Origin of the sequence: Parashewanella tropica, from assembly GCF_004358445.1 — a bacterium.
Classification (GTDB): Bacteria; Pseudomonadota; Gammaproteobacteria; order Enterobacterales; family Shewanellaceae; genus Parashewanella; species Parashewanella tropica.
The window spans coordinates 2,800,001-2,816,537 of the sequence record NZ_CP037951.1; the positions used below are offsets into that span (position 1 = coordinate 2,800,001).

Consider the following 16,537-nt stretch of genomic DNA (forward strand, 5'->3'; position numbering starts at 1 on the left):
TTATCAGCAAAAAGTCAGAAGTAAAAATATTAAGTACCATTTCAGACAAGACAATGATTTTTTCTATCTCACAGGGTTCAATGAACCTAATGCTTTTGCTCTGCTAAAGAAAGGTATTGGAGGGAGTGTTTATTCTCTTTTTTGTCAGCCAAAAGATATAGAGTTAGAAACAAGCTTTGGTTCTCGTGCAGGAATTGATGGTGCTATTCATACATACCGTGCAGATCAAGCATTTTGTACTAACGAGTTTGAAAACCAATTATCACTAGCTCTTGATCAGATTGAGCATGTTTTCCTTTCTGATGAAAGCAACCTTTTTTCGAACAAGGTCATCCCTTTACTAAATCAGCAACGTCATACGGCTAAATTTGATCAAATCAAACAATTCCGAAGTGTACAGCCACTAGCAAAAATTCTTCACCAACATCGACTAATAAAAAGTACTGCCGAAATAGAATCTATACGCAAAGCTGTTGCAGCCTCAGTAGATGCTCATTGTGCTGTTATGCAGCATTGCCCTCATGCAAAGAACGAGTCCCAGCTTGCTGCCACTTTTATGCAGTCTATTGCTAACCACGGTTGTACTGAAGTGGCTTATCCGAGTATTGTCGCCAGTGCTGACAACGCTATGTGCCTTCATTATGAAGACAATAACTCGATACTCGATGAAAATCGCATTCTACTTATTGATGCAGGTGCTGAATATCAAATGTATGCCTCAGATATTACTCGCAGCTATCCTATATCAGGCACCTTTTCTCAGGCGCAAAGTCAAATCTATAACTTAGTTTTATTGGCATTAGATACTGCTATTGCAAAAGTTACTCCAGGTTTAGCTTGGAATGAACTTTACGAAACTTGCATGACTATATTAGCAAAAGGTCTCATTGAATTAGGAATATTAAAAGGTGAATTCAATGATGTAATGAAGACAGAAGCCTATAAGCGTTTTACGGTACATAAAACAGGTCATTGGCTTGGCATGGACGTACATGATGTTGGTCCATATCATGATGATGAAGGCAATTGGATAACACTGAAGCCCAATATGGTATTTACCATTGAACCGGGCATTTATATTCCTTCAGACGTTCCCGACATTCCTGAGCAGTATCGCGGTATAGCGGTAAGAATTGAAGATGATATTTTAGTTACGGAATCTGGTCATGAAAACCTATCATCTTCCATTCCAAGGACAGTTGAAGATATTGAAGCTTTGATGCAGTCAGGATCACATATCAGCCATTTGCCAGTAACTTAAACGTTTTTCAGGATCTGAAATAATCATTGGACACTTATCTTTGTATGCAGCCATTAATTCGCTTAAATTCTGCTTATTAGGCAAAACACTTAGTAACGTTGCTTTTGCTACATCAAACTTATCAATAGCATGCTCATCATATTTATTCGCAAGATCCATTGAAGCTTTGTATTGCGTTTTTAGTTTTTCAGCTACACCTTTCATTCTCGGTGCATTCATATCACTTAAAATGTTACTGCTAATTTGATAATAGGCGGCACATTGTACTAATTCATTTACCAGTTGGGATTGTGGAGATTTGGCAAAACCAATTGTAGGAAGCAATAAACCGATTAAAAAAAGGGATTTTAAGATGCGCATATGTAAGTACCCGAACATAAGTTATTTTGATTTTTTGACGCCCTTCTCAAGCACTCTATTACGTTGATCTTGCTTGTCATATTACCAATATGATTTCTCAAGACCGCCTTATATAGAGCTTGATCTGAACATCAAAACTATTAAAAAACTTATGCTCAGATACTTGGGTGTTTTATAAAAACGCATCATATCACAAGGTGAAAGGATAAAAACTCTTGTTCCTGAACAAAGCCATACTTGCGATACAATTTCTGAGCAAGCATATTTTCTTGATGTGTCGCTAAGGTTAATTTGTTGACGCCCTGCTTCACAGCAAATTTCATGCAGTGCTCTATAAGTTCCCCACCGACTCCTACGCAACGTGCATGTTGACTGACATAAAGGTCATTAAGTATATAAATAGGCTTCATTCCAACAGATGAAAAGCTAGGATAAAGTTGTGCAAATCCAAGCTCTATTCCGTTGCTATCAGAAGCATAAAGGATCACCGAACTGTCGTCAGCGATCCTTTTCTTAATAAACTCTTTTGCTGAATTGATATCACTGGATTGATGATAGAACTGTCGATACTCGTCAAAAAGCTTAGCTACATTATCTAGTTCCGTTAGTGTCGCTTGAGCAATCGAACAGTCCATCAAATCTCTCCTTGTTATTCAGGAATTTTGATCCTGAAAAATATCGTATATAAGACAGGCAAGATAATCAGCGTCAAAACTGACGCAAACCCTAAGCCAAATATGATGGTAATCGCCATTGAACCGAAGAATGCATCATTCAGTAATGGCAACATTCCTAGCATGGTCGTAAGTGCAGCCATAAGAACTGGTCGTACACGGCTTACTGCAGAGTCCATTACAGCATAGTAAGCATTCTTGCCACTCGCCAATTCGATGTTAATTTGATCGACAAGTACAATGCCATTTTTGATCACCATCCCCGTCAAACTTAATAACCCAAGTAAGGCCATGAAACTAAATGGGGCATCGAATAATAGTAGACCGGCTACAATACCAATTAATGACAGTGGAACGGTTAACCAAATCACCAATGGTTGTCTAACTGAGTTAAACAGCAATACTGTTATTAAAAACATCATTAAATAACCCATTGGAATTGAGCTAAATACCGCTGCCTGAGCATCTCCTGCTGTTTCGTATTCACCTCCCCACTCTAGCTTGTAGCCATGAGGTAAAGGGATAGCCTCAACTTGGCTGCGGATTTTACGGAAAACAGAATCAGCGGTTTCACCTGAACCAATTTTTGGATCGGCCATTACCGATATCATGCGTTTTCGATCTTGACGAACAATCAGCGGGTTTTCCCATACAGATTTAAACTCGGTGACAACTTGAGTCAATGGCACATAACTGTTGGTCTTTTGACTCCAAATTTGAATTTTAGAAACGCTATCAACGTCACGTCTGTCTTCATCCGAACCACGAGCAATAACTGGATAGATATGGCTAGTATCTCTAAAGCTGCCAATCACTCGACCACTAAAATGAGTCAGTAAAGCATTATCAATATCTTCTTTGGTTATCCCCAGTTCATGCGATTGAGCATCTGCAATTTGAGGACGAATGATACGAACCTGATTACGCCAATTATGTCTTACATTATCAGCTGTCGGCTCTTTACGAAGCACTTCTTCAGCTTTGGCTGCTAGTGAGCGAAGAACTTCAGGGTTATCACCATAAAACTTAGCTTCAATTTTTGCTGCTGGCGACGGACCGTTCTCAAGATTTTTTAACCTAAATTGAGCTTCAGGGTAGTTGGATCTTAAATAGTGCTCCAGTTTTGGCATAAACGCATAAAGCTGAGGTAAATCTTTCATCTCAAGAATTAACTGCGTGTATGAGGCGTATCCCTTTTCAGGCGCATAGGGAAGCACGAAACGTTGCGCACCTTGGCCGATAACAGAAGTTAAATTAACTAAACCGTCATCGTGCTTGGCTTCTTTGGCGAGAAGATCTTTTTCTAATTTAGAAATGAAAGCCTCATTGGCTTTAATATCTGTTCCCTCTGGTAACCAAACATCAACAAAGAATATTGGTGTGTTTGAAGCAGGGAAAAACACGTTTTTGATATAACCAAAGCCAGATACCGCGCCAAACAAGGCCGCTACAACCAATATAATGGTTACAGTTCTATGATGTATCGCCTTACCTAAAACAAAACGATAAATAGTGAATACAATGCCTTTATAAGGGTCTTGGTCTTCCCCCTCTACTTTCACTCCATCTTTAAATGCAAGATTACAGAAGAAAGGCGTTAGCGTCATTGCGGTGATCCAACTAATAAATAGCGAGATACACAACACATAGAACAATGAACGACAGAACTCTCCCGCCGCATTTTCAGCTAAACCAATTGGCGCAAAAGCAATAATTGCAATGATTGTCGCCCCCAATAACGGCCATTGTGTTTGAGAAACGATTCCCTTGGCAGCTTGTAAGCGCGTTTGCCCTCGTTTAAGCCCAATAATGATCCCTTCGGTAATAACAATGGCGTTGTCCACCAGCATACCAAGCGCAATAATCAAGGCTCCGAGAGAGATGATTTGCAGTTGAATATCCATCACTTTCATCACAATGAAAGTACCTAAAATAGTCAGCAACAAAATCAAGCCCATAAGAATGCCTGATCTCACTCCCATGAAGATAAGCAAAACGGCAATTACAATTGCCACCGACTCGGCAAGGTTAATCACAAAACCTGTTACCGTCTTTTCAACTACAGTCGATTGATCATAGATTTTATGCAGTTTCATGCCGACAGGTTGATGGTCTTTAAGCTCAGCAATTCTTTCCTGAACCGCTTTTCCCACATCAACAACGTTAACACCTGAAGCAAAGGCAATACCAACTGACAGTGCTTTATCACCTTGGTTGTGATAAAGCACTCGAGGTGTTTCTGAGTAATCCTTATAAACCTTGGCAATGTCTTTTAGGTAAACCAATTTCTGACTATTAGGCGGACTAACCAATAAGTTCTCTAGATCTGAAATATCTTTAAACTCACCAGTTGGATGAATCCTAATACGCTGAGAGCCCATAAGGACACTTCCCGCATTAGAAACAACATTTTGCTTAGCGATGGCGTTATAAAGTAAGTTTTGGTTTATACCCAAACTTTTCAATTTTTGCTGTGATATCTCAATCACTATTTGCTGTGGCGTATTCCCTACCACAGAGACTTTTTTCACGCCTTTTACCAGCACTAGCTCACGACGCAAAAAGTCAGCATAATTTCGCATTTCTCGTGCGGTGTAGCCATCACCCGTGAGGTTGTAAAGCAAACCAAATACATCACCAAAATAGTCAATCACCTGAGGCTCATAAGCCCCTTTAGGGAGTTGACCTTTTACGTCATGTACTTTACGTCTCACTTCATCCCAAACTTGCGGAAGTTTGTTTTTGTCATAAGAGTCATAAACTTCAATCTCAATTTGTGACAAACCAGCACTGTTAATGGATTTTACTTTCTTCACGGCATCCATTTGCTGAAGTGCGTCTTCAATAGGAAGCGTGACTTCTTCTTCAACTTGTTGAGGTGAAGCCCCTGGGTAAGCCGTATTAACTAATGCTTGTTTAATGGTGAACTCAGGAAACTCAAGCTGTCCAAGCCCTGTAAATGAAATCACACCACCGATGAGCAAAATTAATGCAAACATCCATGAGATGACTTTGTTATTAATCGAATATTCAGCGATATTCATCTGTTAAACCCCTCTTTCCCATTTTAGTGGCTTAACATTTTGTCCTTCAGTCAATTCGTTAACTCCTGCTGTAACGATTTGTTCGTTAGCAGACACGCCGCTGATGACTTCAATTCCATTTTTCTTGATATTTCCAAGAACAACTTTTCTAAGAGCGACTTTTCCATCAGTAAACACCCAGACAGCACTATTACCCGACTCGTCAGTGTTAACGATGGAAGTAAGTGGGACAATAGGGTGTATTTTGTTGGCTTGATCTGATGGTAGTGCAAACGTAATTTCGGCAGTCATCCCCGGTAAAAGCGTTATATCTTTGGGTTGTGACATGCTATAAACCACTTCATAGCTTTGAGTACCTGGTGTCACTTGCGTGGCAAACTCTTTTAGCGAAACAGGGAAAGACTGACCAGAAAAGTTAACGGTTGCTTTAATTGCCTTATATCGCTCATTGCTGATGTAGTTTGCAACAATCAGCTCAGGAATTTGAACCGCTAAATCCACAGTATCATTTTTTTGTAAAGTCAAAATGGCTTGATTCGCACCAACCACTTGGTAGTTATGGATGTTGACCTTAGCAACGATGCCATCAAAAGGTGCGTATAAATTTGTGTAGCTGAGCTGGTCTTTCGATGAAGCCAGTGCGGCTTTGGCTGATTTTAACTTTGCTTGAGCAACGTCAAACTCAGCTTTCGATATCAGTTTCTTGGTTAGTAGTTTTTGTTTACGCTTAAAATCTACTGAAGCCAATTCATAATCAGCTTCGCGATTTTTTAAGGTGTTCTTAGCATCTTTCTGCTCAAGCTTCGCTAATAACTGCCCTTTTTTGACCTTTACCCCCTGAAACGGTGGCCTTTGTTCAAGAACCCCTGCAATACGAAAAGATAAATCAGCTTCTAAATTTGCAGTAACCTTAGCTGGAAAATTCCTTTGAGTTAATTGCTTCGAACTTGGAATGGTATAGAGCTTGACCGGTTGGACAACATGTTGTTCTGTGACTGTTTGCTCTTCATTTCCACAAGCAGTAAGCCACGCTGTAGCAGTAAGAATAAGTACCGCATTGAGCGCTGATTTCATAGTTAATTTTCCAGAGTTTAAAGTAATAGCCCTAAAGTATACGCAAGAGTGCTGTTGCACAAAATGGAGTTTAATGGGAACATCTGTTGCAATAAGCGCAACGAAGTACAACCTGCAAATAAAATGAAAACAGAAGATATCTCACTTTTTCACCGTATCGTGGAGTCTGGCGGTATAAGTGACACAGCAAGCCTGCTTAACACACCAAAATCAACCATCAGTCGGCGCTTAAAAAGTTTAGAAGATGAGCTTTCTACAAAATTATTTCACCGCTCCGGCAGAGAACTAACTTTAACCACCGCAGGTAGTAAATTTTATCAAGCAACGCTCGACACCATAAAAGAGTTAGAACTTGCGGTTAGTGATATTGCTCACAAAGACTCGAATCTTACAGGTAGCCTGAAGGTTCAGATTTTGCCTCTACCAGATATGATCCCGCTGTTTAATATCATATTGAAATTTATGGAAAAGCACCCCGACTTAGAGTTAGAGCTATATACCATTCCAGAAGCTATCGATATGATCAAACATGGTATCGATGTGTCTTTTAGAATTGAAGCTCAGGTCGAAGGTATCGATTTAGTCGCCAAGCCTATTTTAGAATCTAACCTCTTCTTTTATGCAAGCCCGGATTATTTAGCAAAGCACGGAGAACCTCAAAAAGCGGCTGATTTTGCTAGTCACGAATTTATCATCTATCGATTTTTAGATTCGCATATTCTCAATGAAATCCCCCAAATTGACGACATAATAGGCATGAAAGTGTCAGGACAAATCCACACCAACAACATTATTTTTGCAAGGCAAGCTGCGATTCAAGGTCGAGGAATTGTGTGTTTACCTGAGGATCATGCTAAAGGCGCTCTTGAAAGACATGAGTTAGTGAAATTGTTACCTGATACAACTGTAGATAAAGGCTCTTATTATATTGTTTATCCTTCTCGAATGTACTTAAGCCAAGCCGCCAATATGTTTATAGATTACGTTATTGAGGAAATAAGCAAACTAAGTCCAACTGATATGGATGATTGTATTATGAAAATGTTTCCGCTTTGATACAAAGTCTGAAAGTCATAAAATATAATCGTTACACTTACATCGTACTGATAGATAAGTACCAAATATAATGGTTTAGCTAAATGAAAACTGAAGATATTGCGCTATTTCATAAAATCGTAGAACACGGTGGAGTTAATGAAGCTTCTAATTTTTTGTATTTACCTAAATCGACCATCAGTCGTAGACTCAAAAATTTAGAAAATGAAATCTCTGTCAAACTGTTTCATCGAGCAGGAAGAGAATTAACTCTGACTTCAGCAGGTAGTACCTTCTATCAACAAACCTTATCTATGCTCAATGAGCTTGAAACAACCATCAGCGAAATCAAACACGAAGATACACCATTAAAAGGAACATTGAGAATACAGCTATTTCCTGTTCCTAACTCAACACCTTTGTATGAAGTTATCTTGGAGTTCATAGAACAAAACCCAGATGTAAATGTAGAGTTATATTCATCAGCGGAATCATTAGATATTGTAAAATACGGGATTGATGTTGCATTTAGAGCCGATTTTCAAGTGAGAGATGCAGAGTTAGTTGCTCGCCCATTATTTGAAACAAAGGTCTACTTCTTTGCAACACCTGAATATATAAGACAACATGGTCAACCATCAGATCTTGAAGATTTACAAAACCATACATTTATAGTTCATAGGTTTTTAGACTCCAGTCAATTTGACATTTTGCCAGAAATAGATGGCATCAGTGGTATTAAAATGAAGGGGTGTGTCCATACCAATAATCTTGAATTTGCTAAGCAGGCTGCATTGAAACACAAAGGTATTATTGATTTGCCGTTAGAGTATGTTCAAAAAGAGGTAGAGGAAGGAAAATTAGTTCAAGTGTTACCCAGTAAGTATTTTTATTCCGGAAAATACTGTATTGCTTACCCATCACGGGCATTTCTAAGTCATGCCGCCAGTAAATTTGTAGACTACATCATTGACTATATGGAGGGGCTAACTGAAGAAGATGTGGAAACCATACTAAATTCAAACCAGATTTAACGGGTGTTTACTAGCCCATTAAATCCATATACTCTTCTTCATCGGGCAGCATGATATCACGGATATATTTGAACCCTAAACCGCTTAATACAGCTTTTGAACCCGGATTATCAGGGCGGACTACAGCCATTATCCGATGAACTTTTAGTTTATCGTATCCATAGCGATAAATGGCTTGCGCCGCTTCTCTGGCGTATCCATTGCCCCAATAACAGGGAAAATAAGCATAACCAATTTCAACGAAAGGCAAGAATTCACGCTTAGTCAAACCGCAAAGTCCAATTGCTTCACCCGTAGAGGTTATGCTGACATGAAAAAGACCAAACCCATATTGTTGATAACTGGTTTTTGGTCCATTCATTATATAAGCCCTAGCATGATCCAATGTGCGAACTTTGTTATCACCAATGAATCGAATATAGCCTGGCGTATTAACAATACGAAAAATAAATTCTAGATCAGATTCTTCAACCCGACGAATGGAAAGTCTTTCGGTAGTCAGAAACGCCATAAATACTGCCTTAAATCTATAAACGTCATTCAAGTATGGTTGGCATTTATAGCTAAATCAATTAACTAGGGCGTGTTCATTGAGCTATAAATATCTCACAAAGTCAGTGCCTGATTTGTTAGGCTTTATCGGAGCTTTTACAGCAGGAGTACCTAAATATAAAAAACCTACTATTTGATCCTTAGAATTAATACCAAGCTCGGCTTTAACTTTATCGTTGAAAGCGTAACTGCCAGTACGCCAAATTCCACCTAACCCAATAGAGAAAGCGGCTTGTTGCATTGCCATAACACAACAGCCAGCTGTAATGGTTTGTTCAACTTCAGGAACCTTAGGGTGTTCTGAATATTTTGTAACGACAGTAATAACCATAGGTGCTCGAAACGGTAATTTTGATGCCTTTTCGATCACCGTATCATCAGCCCCTGCTTCAATCGCGGCACTTTTGTATATGCTCGCGAGTCGTTCTAAACCTTCACCCTGAGCAATAATAAACTCATAAGGAGTCAACCCAGCATGATCTGGAACCCGAACACCTGCATCTAAAATAAATTGCAATTGCTCTTCACTTGGTGCCGGAGAAGTTAAGCGAGGTGTTGATTGCCTAGTTAATAAAAGCTCTTTTGCATTCAAAATAATACCCATAAACTGCTGAATGTTAGTTGAACGTTAATATACCTCATTTTGCAGTCTACAAATACAAAAATACCTGCTCCAAAAATGTTGAAAGCAGGTATCAAGAAGTAAACTAAAATTGCTTTAGTTTACTTTCGGGCAGAATTTTTTACCGATAAAGTAATCAATACTGGTATAGCGCCCACCCCCCATTACCAATAGAGCAAATAACATCATGAAGTAAGTAATAGCGAACTCTATTCCGTTATTAAGTATCACAAAATTGCCTGAAGAGGTTAACCACTCATAATTACCATGCTGTTGTAAGATCTCTTTGGCTTTTTCAAGTTTTTCCGCCGCAGCCAAAACTTGGTCATGAGCCAACCATGAACCACTATCTGCAATGGCTAACCATCCATTTTCCCAGTGGACACTAAATGCAGCCACCAGCATGGTTATCATTAATGGAATGGCTATTACTCTTGTAAGCAAACCAATCAACAATAGCACTCCACCTATCATTTCAGCAGCAATTGCAAGTGTTGCCATTACTGCAGGTAATGGTAACCCTAAACCCCAGTCAGGGTTTCCAAACCAAGCGACCGTGTTATTGAAATGTTCAAACTTATTGTATCCCGCTTGTATCAACACCGGAGCAAGATATATGCGTAACATCAAAGGGGCGAAGCCTTCAATGCACTTTATTGAGTTTAAAAACTTATGATAATAATTAACGATGAACATATGAATTCCTTGTTGTTGAAACAGTAATGTCTGTATCAAACACCAAAACATTATAGGGCTATATGCTCAGACCTTGATTTAAAGACATTTCTTTCATTATTGCTAAAAGGAAATATTGTCAGCTTTTTTTCATTACTGCTCTCTACGAGTGAGCAGTTTACTTTGCACTTAAAACTTTAACCTTTTTTGCTTTGACCGAAACATATAATACCGATCATTACTTCGATTGAAGGTGCTTAGCCAAGTAGATTTTCGCCTGCTCTTTCCCCATATATTTACCTAACGTTTTAGCAGGTACACTTGTTAAATCAACGACAATCAAACCATCTAAAGCAAAATTAAAAGCTGGGTCAACATTGAAACAAACTAACTTACCGTTCATCCCTAAGTACTGCCTTAGCAAAACTGGCAACCCCATTCCTTGATCAAGTCGCATCAGCACTTTCGACAGAAGTGGTAACTTGGATAATGAGCTGAGCATGCTTGGTCGCCAAAATTCTTGCCCATTTTTTTGCAAGGGTGTTGTAGGGGCGACCAATTTCGCTTTTTCATCATCATAGTAATGAACTGACATCACTGAAGCGATAAGTTGCCTTGCAACAGGGCTGTAATCATTGCTAATACTTACAGGCCCAAATAGATGGGTATACTTAGGGTTTTGTTGCACAAAGCAGGCAATACCTTTCCATAAAAGCAGCAAAGAATGCATATTACGCTGGTATTTTTTAGCAACGACTGAACGTCCTAATTCAATCGATTGACCTAAACTCTCTATAAACGCTTCACCGTATTTAAATAAACTCGCGGAGTAAAGAGAATGAATTCCTCCCTCGGCCATTAGCTTATCAACTAATCCTAAACGATAAGCACCAACCAGATCTCGATTCACTTTATTCCACACAAATAACTGATAATAGCGCTGATCAAACTGGTCAATATCGCAATCAAATCCACTTCCTTCGCCAACGCTCCTAAAAGATTCTTCTCGAACTCTTCCGATTTCAAGCATCATGTTTGGTATTGTGGATGTTGGTGCACAATAAACTTCAAAGTCACCTTGCTCCAATAACTTATATTGCTCTAAACCCAGTAATTCACTCTCTAATAATTCTAGTGATACAGGCTCAATTAGTTGTTCAACTTCTTTAATTTGAGGTGAGCGTGCTTGCTTATGACTCACACTCCCCATCAAATATGTATTTAGCCTAAAGTACTGAGTAATATTTTCATCATCTTCAAAATCTTTTATTTCACTATAAGGTATTGGATTACCTACAGATACTGATATGGTCTCACCAGATTTATTAAGAAGCTCTCGACCAAGCAAAGCAGTCCTGAGTAATGGGTGTACTCTCCCAATTTGATGAAAAAACTTACTATTCATTCCACTAATGAATATCGGAACAGTTGTCGCTTCTGCGTGTTTAACAAATTTTGCTACAGACTTACTCCAAGCTTTGTCTGTGATCTTGTTTTCACAGGCTTGCCATGAAGACACTTCCCCTGCTGGAAACACAATCAGAACCCCACCATGTTTTAAGTGATGATTCGCCTCCTTAATCGCACTTCTATTGGTTCGCTTAGCTTGCTCTCCAGCAAATACATCGACACCAATGAATAATTCATCCAGTTCAGGAATACGTTTAAGTAACTCGTTGGCGAGCACCTTAACGTCTCTACGTACCTTAGAAATCAAAGATGCGAGAATAATCCCTTCTATTCCACCAAACGGATGATTAGCAACAATTAATACAGCACCTTCATTGGGGATATTTTCAATACAACCATGATCAACCTGATATTCTGTACCAATTCTTGTTAAAGCTTCATGCATAAATTCAAAGCTGTCTTCAGGCAGCACGTCTTGCGTATACAATGCTTCCAATTTGGAGAGGCCAGTTGCCCACTCTACAACCGCCTCACCTATACCAAATGGAGTTTTACGTGGTAATCGAAAAGGGCTATCAATCAAATTAAGCTCCTTTTGCAAGTAGGTTGTTTGTAAAAGTGCCTTGAGTTTTTATGTCCCGAATAAATAGAAAGACACCACAACTCCAAACGATACATGCCATGCCAAATAGCAAGCCACCATCATTTCCAATGATTTCTCCTGCTGAATTAAATTCAGGCATTACTACGCCTAGCGGAGTAAACAAGTGGAAGAAAATAGCACCAGTCATAATACCTGCGCTCATTGCAGCCCCCAGGCCATGCAAGCGAGTGAATAGCAAGATAGAAGCAATTAACTCTGCACTTCCAATTAAATAGCCGCCATACGTACCAAACCATTGGAAGCCAGACCAATTAGCGAGTGTTCCAAAAATATGCTCTGTTTCGTATGAACCAGTAAATTTAAAAAACAATGATTGAATAAAAACAAATGCAATAAATGCAGATGGAATGTGTTTTATCGGGGTAAACTTCATGAGAGATATCCTTATTTCTGAATGAGTTTTGGCCAATTTTTTTCCGCAGTCTCGATGAAACCTTTACGGTCAGCATCCCATCTGCTTTTTATTTCTGCGTCATAGTTCAGATAAAGCTTGCCATCAACAATAGCCCATTGCTTGGGATCACCAGAAGCAAAATCATTTTTGGCCGCTATAGCCCAAGCGCAATAGCCACCAAATTGTGGTGCGTAAGCTTCTGGATTTGCTTTAAATTTTTTGAGGTTCTCCTGTGATGAAAAATACCAGTCAGCCCCTTTATATTCTGTTTGCCATTTGCTACTACCTTTCACCGGTTTGCCCTCAGTAAAATAGGCAACCGTGTCATACCCACTAACAGCTTTATTACTGAAAATTCCAGTATAAATTTCATCTTCTGCAAAGGATGAAAAACTGATCAACATGATGAAAAATACAAATAATTTTTTCATTTGAGAACTCCTTGTTCAACAACATCATTTTTGAGACAACTTAAACAAATACGAAAATCAACACTGCGCTGATTATCTATCGATTGGTAATCCATTTCTTGCTTTGTAGATGACGAGGTAACCGAGGTAAGACTTACCGTGCGAGCATCATTTCTTTCCATAAGTGGTGAGAGGTGTGGATAATTATCGTCATGAGTTTGATGGAATAATCGCCCAATGTCATGGCGTGGCTTTGTTGCAAGCAATTGATTAAAAAGCTTTAAGCGGTATCCTTGTGCTTCTTCAAAATACATTGCAGCTGAAATAATCGGTGAACTTGTATAAGTACGGCTAAGTTGTTTCCCATCCCAAGTCCAACGTACTATTTCATTAGCACTGCGATGAGTATCTAGAGAGATAACAGTAAAAGGAGCAAATGAACGTAAATCGATTCTTAGTAAGCGTTTATCCGCTACTTGACTTGAGCGACTACTGGCAAGGTTTTTTATTATAAATCCTCGGCTAGTCAATTTGCCCGCCGGCGTTTGACCTTGATAAAAATTGAGTAAACAAACCGTCACTCCATGTTCATTAGTTGAAATCCAGCTTCCGCCACCAACAGGATCAATGGGCATTAAGCATTGCACTCCATCTATCAGTAAATTTTGAGGTTCAATGGCAGGCAAGCGAGAGCGCTGTTCATCGCGATTAAAAAAGACCTCATAGCAATTATCATCATAGTAAAACCAAGACAGAGTACACATCTCTATTGAGCCCTCAAATAAGTTGCTGTTGTTGGTGCAACACCAAAATCACTGCCTGACTCGACACCACGTAAAGATGCTACAACTCTAGCCATAGCAAAATGGTGAGTGGCATGAAGTGCAGCAAAGGTTATCTCGCGAACAAAACTAGAAAAGACTTGTTCTACATGGGTTTGAGAGAGCATGACTTCCGTCTTAACTCTGACGGTTTGATTCAATTGATCAAAAGGTAATGTAGACAACCACTCAAGCAGTTCCGTTATTTCTTGTTGAGCGACGTCTAAACTGCGTTCTACCAAATGCCCACGACGACGGATGTTATAGTCAATTTGCACAGAATTAAGTTTGATTGCATGAAACAAATCGAGCCAATGACGAAAATGTTCACCAATAGAGCTTGTAACATGAGGCTGAGCGATAAAAACATAGTCTTCTTGAGTAAGCGTCTCCAAAAATTCATAACCCTGATTTAGTGTTTCAATACATCCCAGTATGGCTTGCGGGACTTGTGTTTGATCGTTTGAAGCTAAGCGTGTTTCCACATTTATCATCGATATCTTCCTAAACGAGTCAGTTAATCTGTCATAGGATAAAGTTGAGTTAAGAGCTTTTCTTTCCGCCAAGCTTGAATTAATGCACTAAGATTGGGGGTTTTATGGCCTTTCTTTTTATGTTTAGAACCAATCTGGTAAAGAAGGCGATATTGCTTTAAAAGTGTTGAGAAAATATCACTTAGTGCAGCATCGCTATCCCAAATATGTGCAGCTTCACTACTCGCACCATTTATTTCTAAAATATCGAAACACTCGCCATTCATCAGAGTTTGGATATCTTGAAATTTAAGATCGAGACGACCGTAATGAAAACCTTCAAAGTCGGATAGAATTTCATCGAGTTTTTGTTCAAGAGCTTGAGTAATGAATTGATTGCCATCGCGGAAAATAGCACCGAACGTATGACTACCAGCAAAAGCCAGCTGGAATTCATCTTTTTTACCAACAACAAAATCAAGGTTCTCACTGTGACGAGGGAGATAAAGATGCTGTAATTTACCCGCTCGCGGACACCGCTCAATCAGCTCCTTCAAAGTGGTTTTTCCATCTCCAATGACTCTGGGAGAGTATTTCAATGTCATCGAGATAATTTTTCCGCGTGACTCACCAGGCTGCCTAACATAAAACACCCCCGCTTCTGCACTGTATTTGGATTTTTCTTGTAATAGAAAACGACCGGAGAGAGGAAAGCTTTCAATATAGCTTCTTAGTTGCTCGTCTGAGCGAATTAACTTGACTCCGACCCCTCTACAACCCAAATCAGGTTTAGCAACCAATGGATATGAAAGTTTTCTTTTTGCAAGCTGATCCTTCGCATCTATCAACAGACTCTCAATCTTGTTTTGATCTTTAGTTAAGGCAATATAAGGAAGAATCCACTCTCTAGTATTTTTGCCTGCTGAAGTGAAAATATCGTGTTTGGATTCCCCCACCATGCCACTCAATTTAATGGCTGGATTGGCAATCAATGGCAGTGCCCAGTCCAGATGAATAAGACTTAAAACAGCACTTTGTAATACTACTGGGGTGTAAAAGAACCACGAGGGTAAGAATTCAAATGGTGAAATGGGTCGCTTAGGTGTTTGGAGAACAGGCATTCCTGCATTCACCATTCCTTGTGGGATCATTTCTACATTAGCGAGTCGAGTCATGCGCATCCCTGCATCCCTTAAAAAAAACTTTAATTACCAGTTTGTTTAGCAATAAAATCAAACAGAAACCAAGCGGAATAAGCAACCAACTGATTTGGTTATCTTGAAACCATTGTGCGGTGCCTAGCTGAAAAAATGAGCCAAAAACAAGTATAGTCCATAATCCAGTGGCCGTTACTACCGTAAAAAAAAACTTGGTTTTAGGAACATCAAGAAACCCACTCAATGTGAAACCAACAGTCCTCAGCCCAGGAATAAATCGAACGATGAACAGTGTAAAAAACACTTGCTTATGCAACCTACGCTTCATCATCCTAGCAAGACTATGCCGGAATAAGCGATACCGAAATAAGCGAACTTTTTGTGCTGTTTTTCCTATAAAATAAAGCCCAAAGTCGCCAGTAATAATGCCAACAAAAATCGCAGTCAGCGCAAGTGAAGTTGGCATAGCCTTTTCAACGGCTAGCGTTGCCGCAGTCACAATTGCAAGATCTTCTAGTAAATAAGCAAGCAGAACGATACCTATAAATAGCATCGTTAATGACATATTGTCTTGAAACAACCAAGCTTCAATTGTCGTCGCAAAATCAGTTATGACTTCCCCCAACAACTTCTAAACGAACACAAATGACACGAAAAATGAGTTTTGGTACTTTATAGAAATCACTTGAGCTATACGAAAATGACTCGCGGTAACTTCTGTGATAAAGATAGGCTAATTATAAAAATTCACCATAGGAATTCATGTCGATAACTGAAGCAGTAGATGATTCGGCATTCTCGATTTCTAGTCTGAGTCAAAAATGTCTAAAAAGTGATACCCAGATAACAAACTTTTCCAAAAATTATAGGTAATTTG

At 39.2% G+C, this 16,537-nt stretch carries 17 protein-coding genes (1 of these 17 only partly in view); 3 read left to right on the forward strand and 14 right to left on the reverse strand.

The window, feature by feature from the left end:
- Positions 1-1,261, forward strand: partial view of an aminopeptidase P N-terminal domain-containing protein gene (locus E2H97_RS12345; RefSeq protein ID WP_133407415.1) — the 3' portion only. The gene continues 77 nt to the left of window position 1, outside the view; the window shows 1,261 of its 1,338 coding nt (coding positions 78-1,338); the start codon falls outside the window, past its left edge; its stop codon occupies positions 1,259-1,261.
- On the opposite strand, the gene E2H97_RS12350 is transcribed toward E2H97_RS12345, so the two are convergent.
- From E2H97_RS12350 to E2H97_RS12365, 4 genes are all read right to left on the reverse strand, one after another.
- The gene (locus E2H97_RS12350; RefSeq protein WP_133407416.1) at positions 1,232-1,621 is read right to left on the reverse strand and encodes a hypothetical protein; all 390 of its coding nucleotides are present in this window, start codon (positions 1,619-1,621) and stop codon (positions 1,232-1,234) included. The genes E2H97_RS12345 and E2H97_RS12350 overlap by 30 nt on opposite strands.
- A gap of 185 nt (positions 1,622-1,806) precedes the next feature.
- The gene (locus E2H97_RS12355; protein WP_133407417.1) at positions 1,807-2,256 is read right to left on the reverse strand and encodes a GNAT family N-acetyltransferase; all 450 of its coding nucleotides are present in this window, start codon (positions 2,254-2,256) and stop codon (positions 1,807-1,809) included.
- A 14-nt stretch (positions 2,257-2,270) separates the two neighbouring features.
- Positions 2,271-5,339: an efflux RND transporter permease subunit gene (locus E2H97_RS12360; RefSeq protein ID WP_133407418.1), complete on the reverse strand. Its 3,069-nt coding sequence runs from the start codon at positions 5,337-5,339 to the stop codon at positions 2,271-2,273.
- Positions 5,340-5,342: 3 nt separating this feature from the next.
- The gene (locus tag E2H97_RS12365; protein ID WP_133407419.1) at positions 5,343-6,413 is read right to left on the reverse strand and encodes an efflux RND transporter periplasmic adaptor subunit; all 1,071 of its coding nucleotides are present in this window, start codon (positions 6,411-6,413) and stop codon (positions 5,343-5,345) included.
- 123 nt (positions 6,414-6,536) lie between these two features.
- On the opposite strand from E2H97_RS12365, the gene E2H97_RS12370 reads away from it, so the two are divergent.
- Together E2H97_RS12370 and E2H97_RS12375 are read left to right on the forward strand one after the other, a co-directional pair.
- Positions 6,537-7,469 carry a LysR family transcriptional regulator gene (locus E2H97_RS12370; protein ID WP_170308300.1) on the forward strand — a complete coding sequence of 311 codons (933 nt, stop codon included), beginning with the start codon at positions 6,537-6,539 and terminating at the stop codon, positions 7,467-7,469.
- An 83-nt stretch (positions 7,470-7,552) separates the two neighbouring features.
- Positions 7,553-8,482: a LysR family transcriptional regulator gene (locus E2H97_RS12375; protein ID WP_133407421.1), complete on the forward strand. Its 930-nt coding sequence runs from the start codon at positions 7,553-7,555 to the stop codon at positions 8,480-8,482.
- A 10-nt stretch (positions 8,483-8,492) separates the two neighbouring features.
- On the opposite strand, the gene E2H97_RS12380 is transcribed toward E2H97_RS12375, so the two are convergent.
- The 10 genes from E2H97_RS12380 to E2H97_RS12425 form a co-directional block, all read right to left on the reverse strand.
- A complete protein-coding gene (locus E2H97_RS12380; RefSeq protein WP_133407422.1) occupies positions 8,493-8,993 on the reverse strand; it encodes a GNAT family N-acetyltransferase in 501 nt (166 codons plus the stop codon).
- An 84-nt stretch (positions 8,994-9,077) separates the two neighbouring features.
- A complete protein-coding gene (locus E2H97_RS12385; protein WP_133408640.1) occupies positions 9,078-9,626 on the reverse strand; it encodes an NAD(P)H nitroreductase in 549 nt (182 codons plus the stop codon).
- A gap of 126 nt (positions 9,627-9,752) precedes the next feature.
- Complete coding sequence (locus E2H97_RS12390; RefSeq protein ID WP_133407423.1) at positions 9,753-10,352, reverse strand: HvfX family Cu-binding RiPP maturation protein; 600 nt, start codon at positions 10,350-10,352, stop codon at positions 9,753-9,755.
- Between the two features lie 217 nt (positions 10,353-10,569).
- Complete coding sequence (locus tag E2H97_RS12395) at positions 10,570-12,324, reverse strand: bifunctional lysophospholipid acyltransferase family protein/GNAT family N-acetyltransferase (RefSeq protein ID WP_133407424.1); 1,755 nt, start codon at positions 12,322-12,324, stop codon at positions 10,570-10,572.
- A 1-nt stretch (position 12,325) separates the two neighbouring features.
- Positions 12,326-12,778, reverse strand: a complete 453-nt coding sequence (locus tag E2H97_RS12400; protein WP_133407425.1) for a hypothetical protein — start codon at positions 12,776-12,778, stop codon at positions 12,326-12,328.
- A gap of 11 nt (positions 12,779-12,789) precedes the next feature.
- Positions 12,790-13,230: a YHS domain-containing (seleno)protein gene (locus E2H97_RS12405; protein ID WP_133407426.1), complete on the reverse strand. Its 441-nt coding sequence runs from the start codon at positions 13,228-13,230 to the stop codon at positions 12,790-12,792.
- Positions 13,227-13,973: an NRDE family protein gene (locus E2H97_RS12410; RefSeq protein WP_133407427.1), complete on the reverse strand. Its 747-nt coding sequence runs from the start codon at positions 13,971-13,973 to the stop codon at positions 13,227-13,229. The genes E2H97_RS12405 and E2H97_RS12410 overlap by 4 nt, the downstream gene beginning before the upstream one ends.
- Before the next feature lie 2 nt (positions 13,974-13,975).
- Complete coding sequence (locus tag E2H97_RS12415) at positions 13,976-14,524, reverse strand: hypothetical protein (RefSeq protein ID WP_133407428.1); 549 nt, start codon at positions 14,522-14,524, stop codon at positions 13,976-13,978.
- Positions 14,525-14,547: 23 nt separating this feature from the next.
- Entirely contained in the window at positions 14,548-15,678 is a 1,131-nt protein-coding gene (locus E2H97_RS12420; protein ID WP_133407429.1) for a D-alanine--D-alanine ligase, read from the reverse strand.
- Complete coding sequence (locus tag E2H97_RS12425; RefSeq protein ID WP_218938215.1) at positions 15,662-16,285, reverse strand: DedA family protein; 624 nt, start codon at positions 16,283-16,285, stop codon at positions 15,662-15,664. Before E2H97_RS12425 ends, E2H97_RS12420 begins: the two co-directional genes overlap by 17 nt.
- Positions 16,286-16,537 lie beyond the last annotated feature (252 nt).

Bases quoted from the DNA above. Each gene is read 5' to 3' on its own strand.
- E2H97_RS12365 (WP_133407419.1), bottom strand. From the start codon at position 6,413: ATGAAATCAGCGCTCAATGCGGTACTTATTCTTACTGCTACAGCGTGG.
- E2H97_RS12380 (WP_133407422.1), bottom strand. From the start codon at position 8,993: ATGGCGTTTCTGACTACCGAAAGACTTTCCATTCGTCGGGTTGAAGAA.
- E2H97_RS12410 (WP_133407427.1), bottom strand. From the start codon at position 13,973: ATGTGTACTCTGTCTTGGTTTTACTATGATGATAATTGCTATGAGGTC.
- E2H97_RS12350 (WP_133407416.1), bottom strand. From the start codon at position 1,621: ATGCGCATCTTAAAATCCCTTTTTTTAATCGGTTTATTGCTTCCTACA.
- E2H97_RS12405 (WP_133407426.1), bottom strand. From the start codon at position 13,230: ATGAAAAAATTATTTGTATTTTTCATCATGTTGATCAGTTTTTCATCC.
- E2H97_RS12390 (WP_133407423.1), bottom strand. From the start codon at position 10,352: ATGTTCATCGTTAATTATTATCATAAGTTTTTAAACTCAATAAAGTGC.
- E2H97_RS12355 (WP_133407417.1), bottom strand. From the start codon at position 2,256: ATGGACTGTTCGATTGCTCAAGCGACACTAACGGAACTAGATAATGTA.
- E2H97_RS12400 (WP_133407425.1), bottom strand. From the start codon at position 12,778: ATGAAGTTTACCCCGATAAAACACATTCCATCTGCATTTATTGCATTT.
- E2H97_RS12370 (WP_170308300.1), top strand. From the start codon at position 6,537: ATGAAAACAGAAGATATCTCACTTTTTCACCGTATCGTGGAGTCTGGC.
- E2H97_RS12415 (WP_133407428.1), bottom strand. From the start codon at position 14,524: ATGATAAATGTGGAAACACGCTTAGCTTCAAACGATCAAACACAAGTC.
- E2H97_RS12375 (WP_133407421.1), top strand. From the start codon at position 7,553: ATGAAAACTGAAGATATTGCGCTATTTCATAAAATCGTAGAACACGGT.
- E2H97_RS12360 (WP_133407418.1), bottom strand. From the start codon at position 5,339: ATGAATATCGCTGAATATTCGATTAATAACAAAGTCATCTCATGGATG.
- E2H97_RS12420 (WP_133407429.1), bottom strand. From the start codon at position 15,678: ATGACTCGACTCGCTAATGTAGAAATGATCCCACAAGGAATGGTGAAT.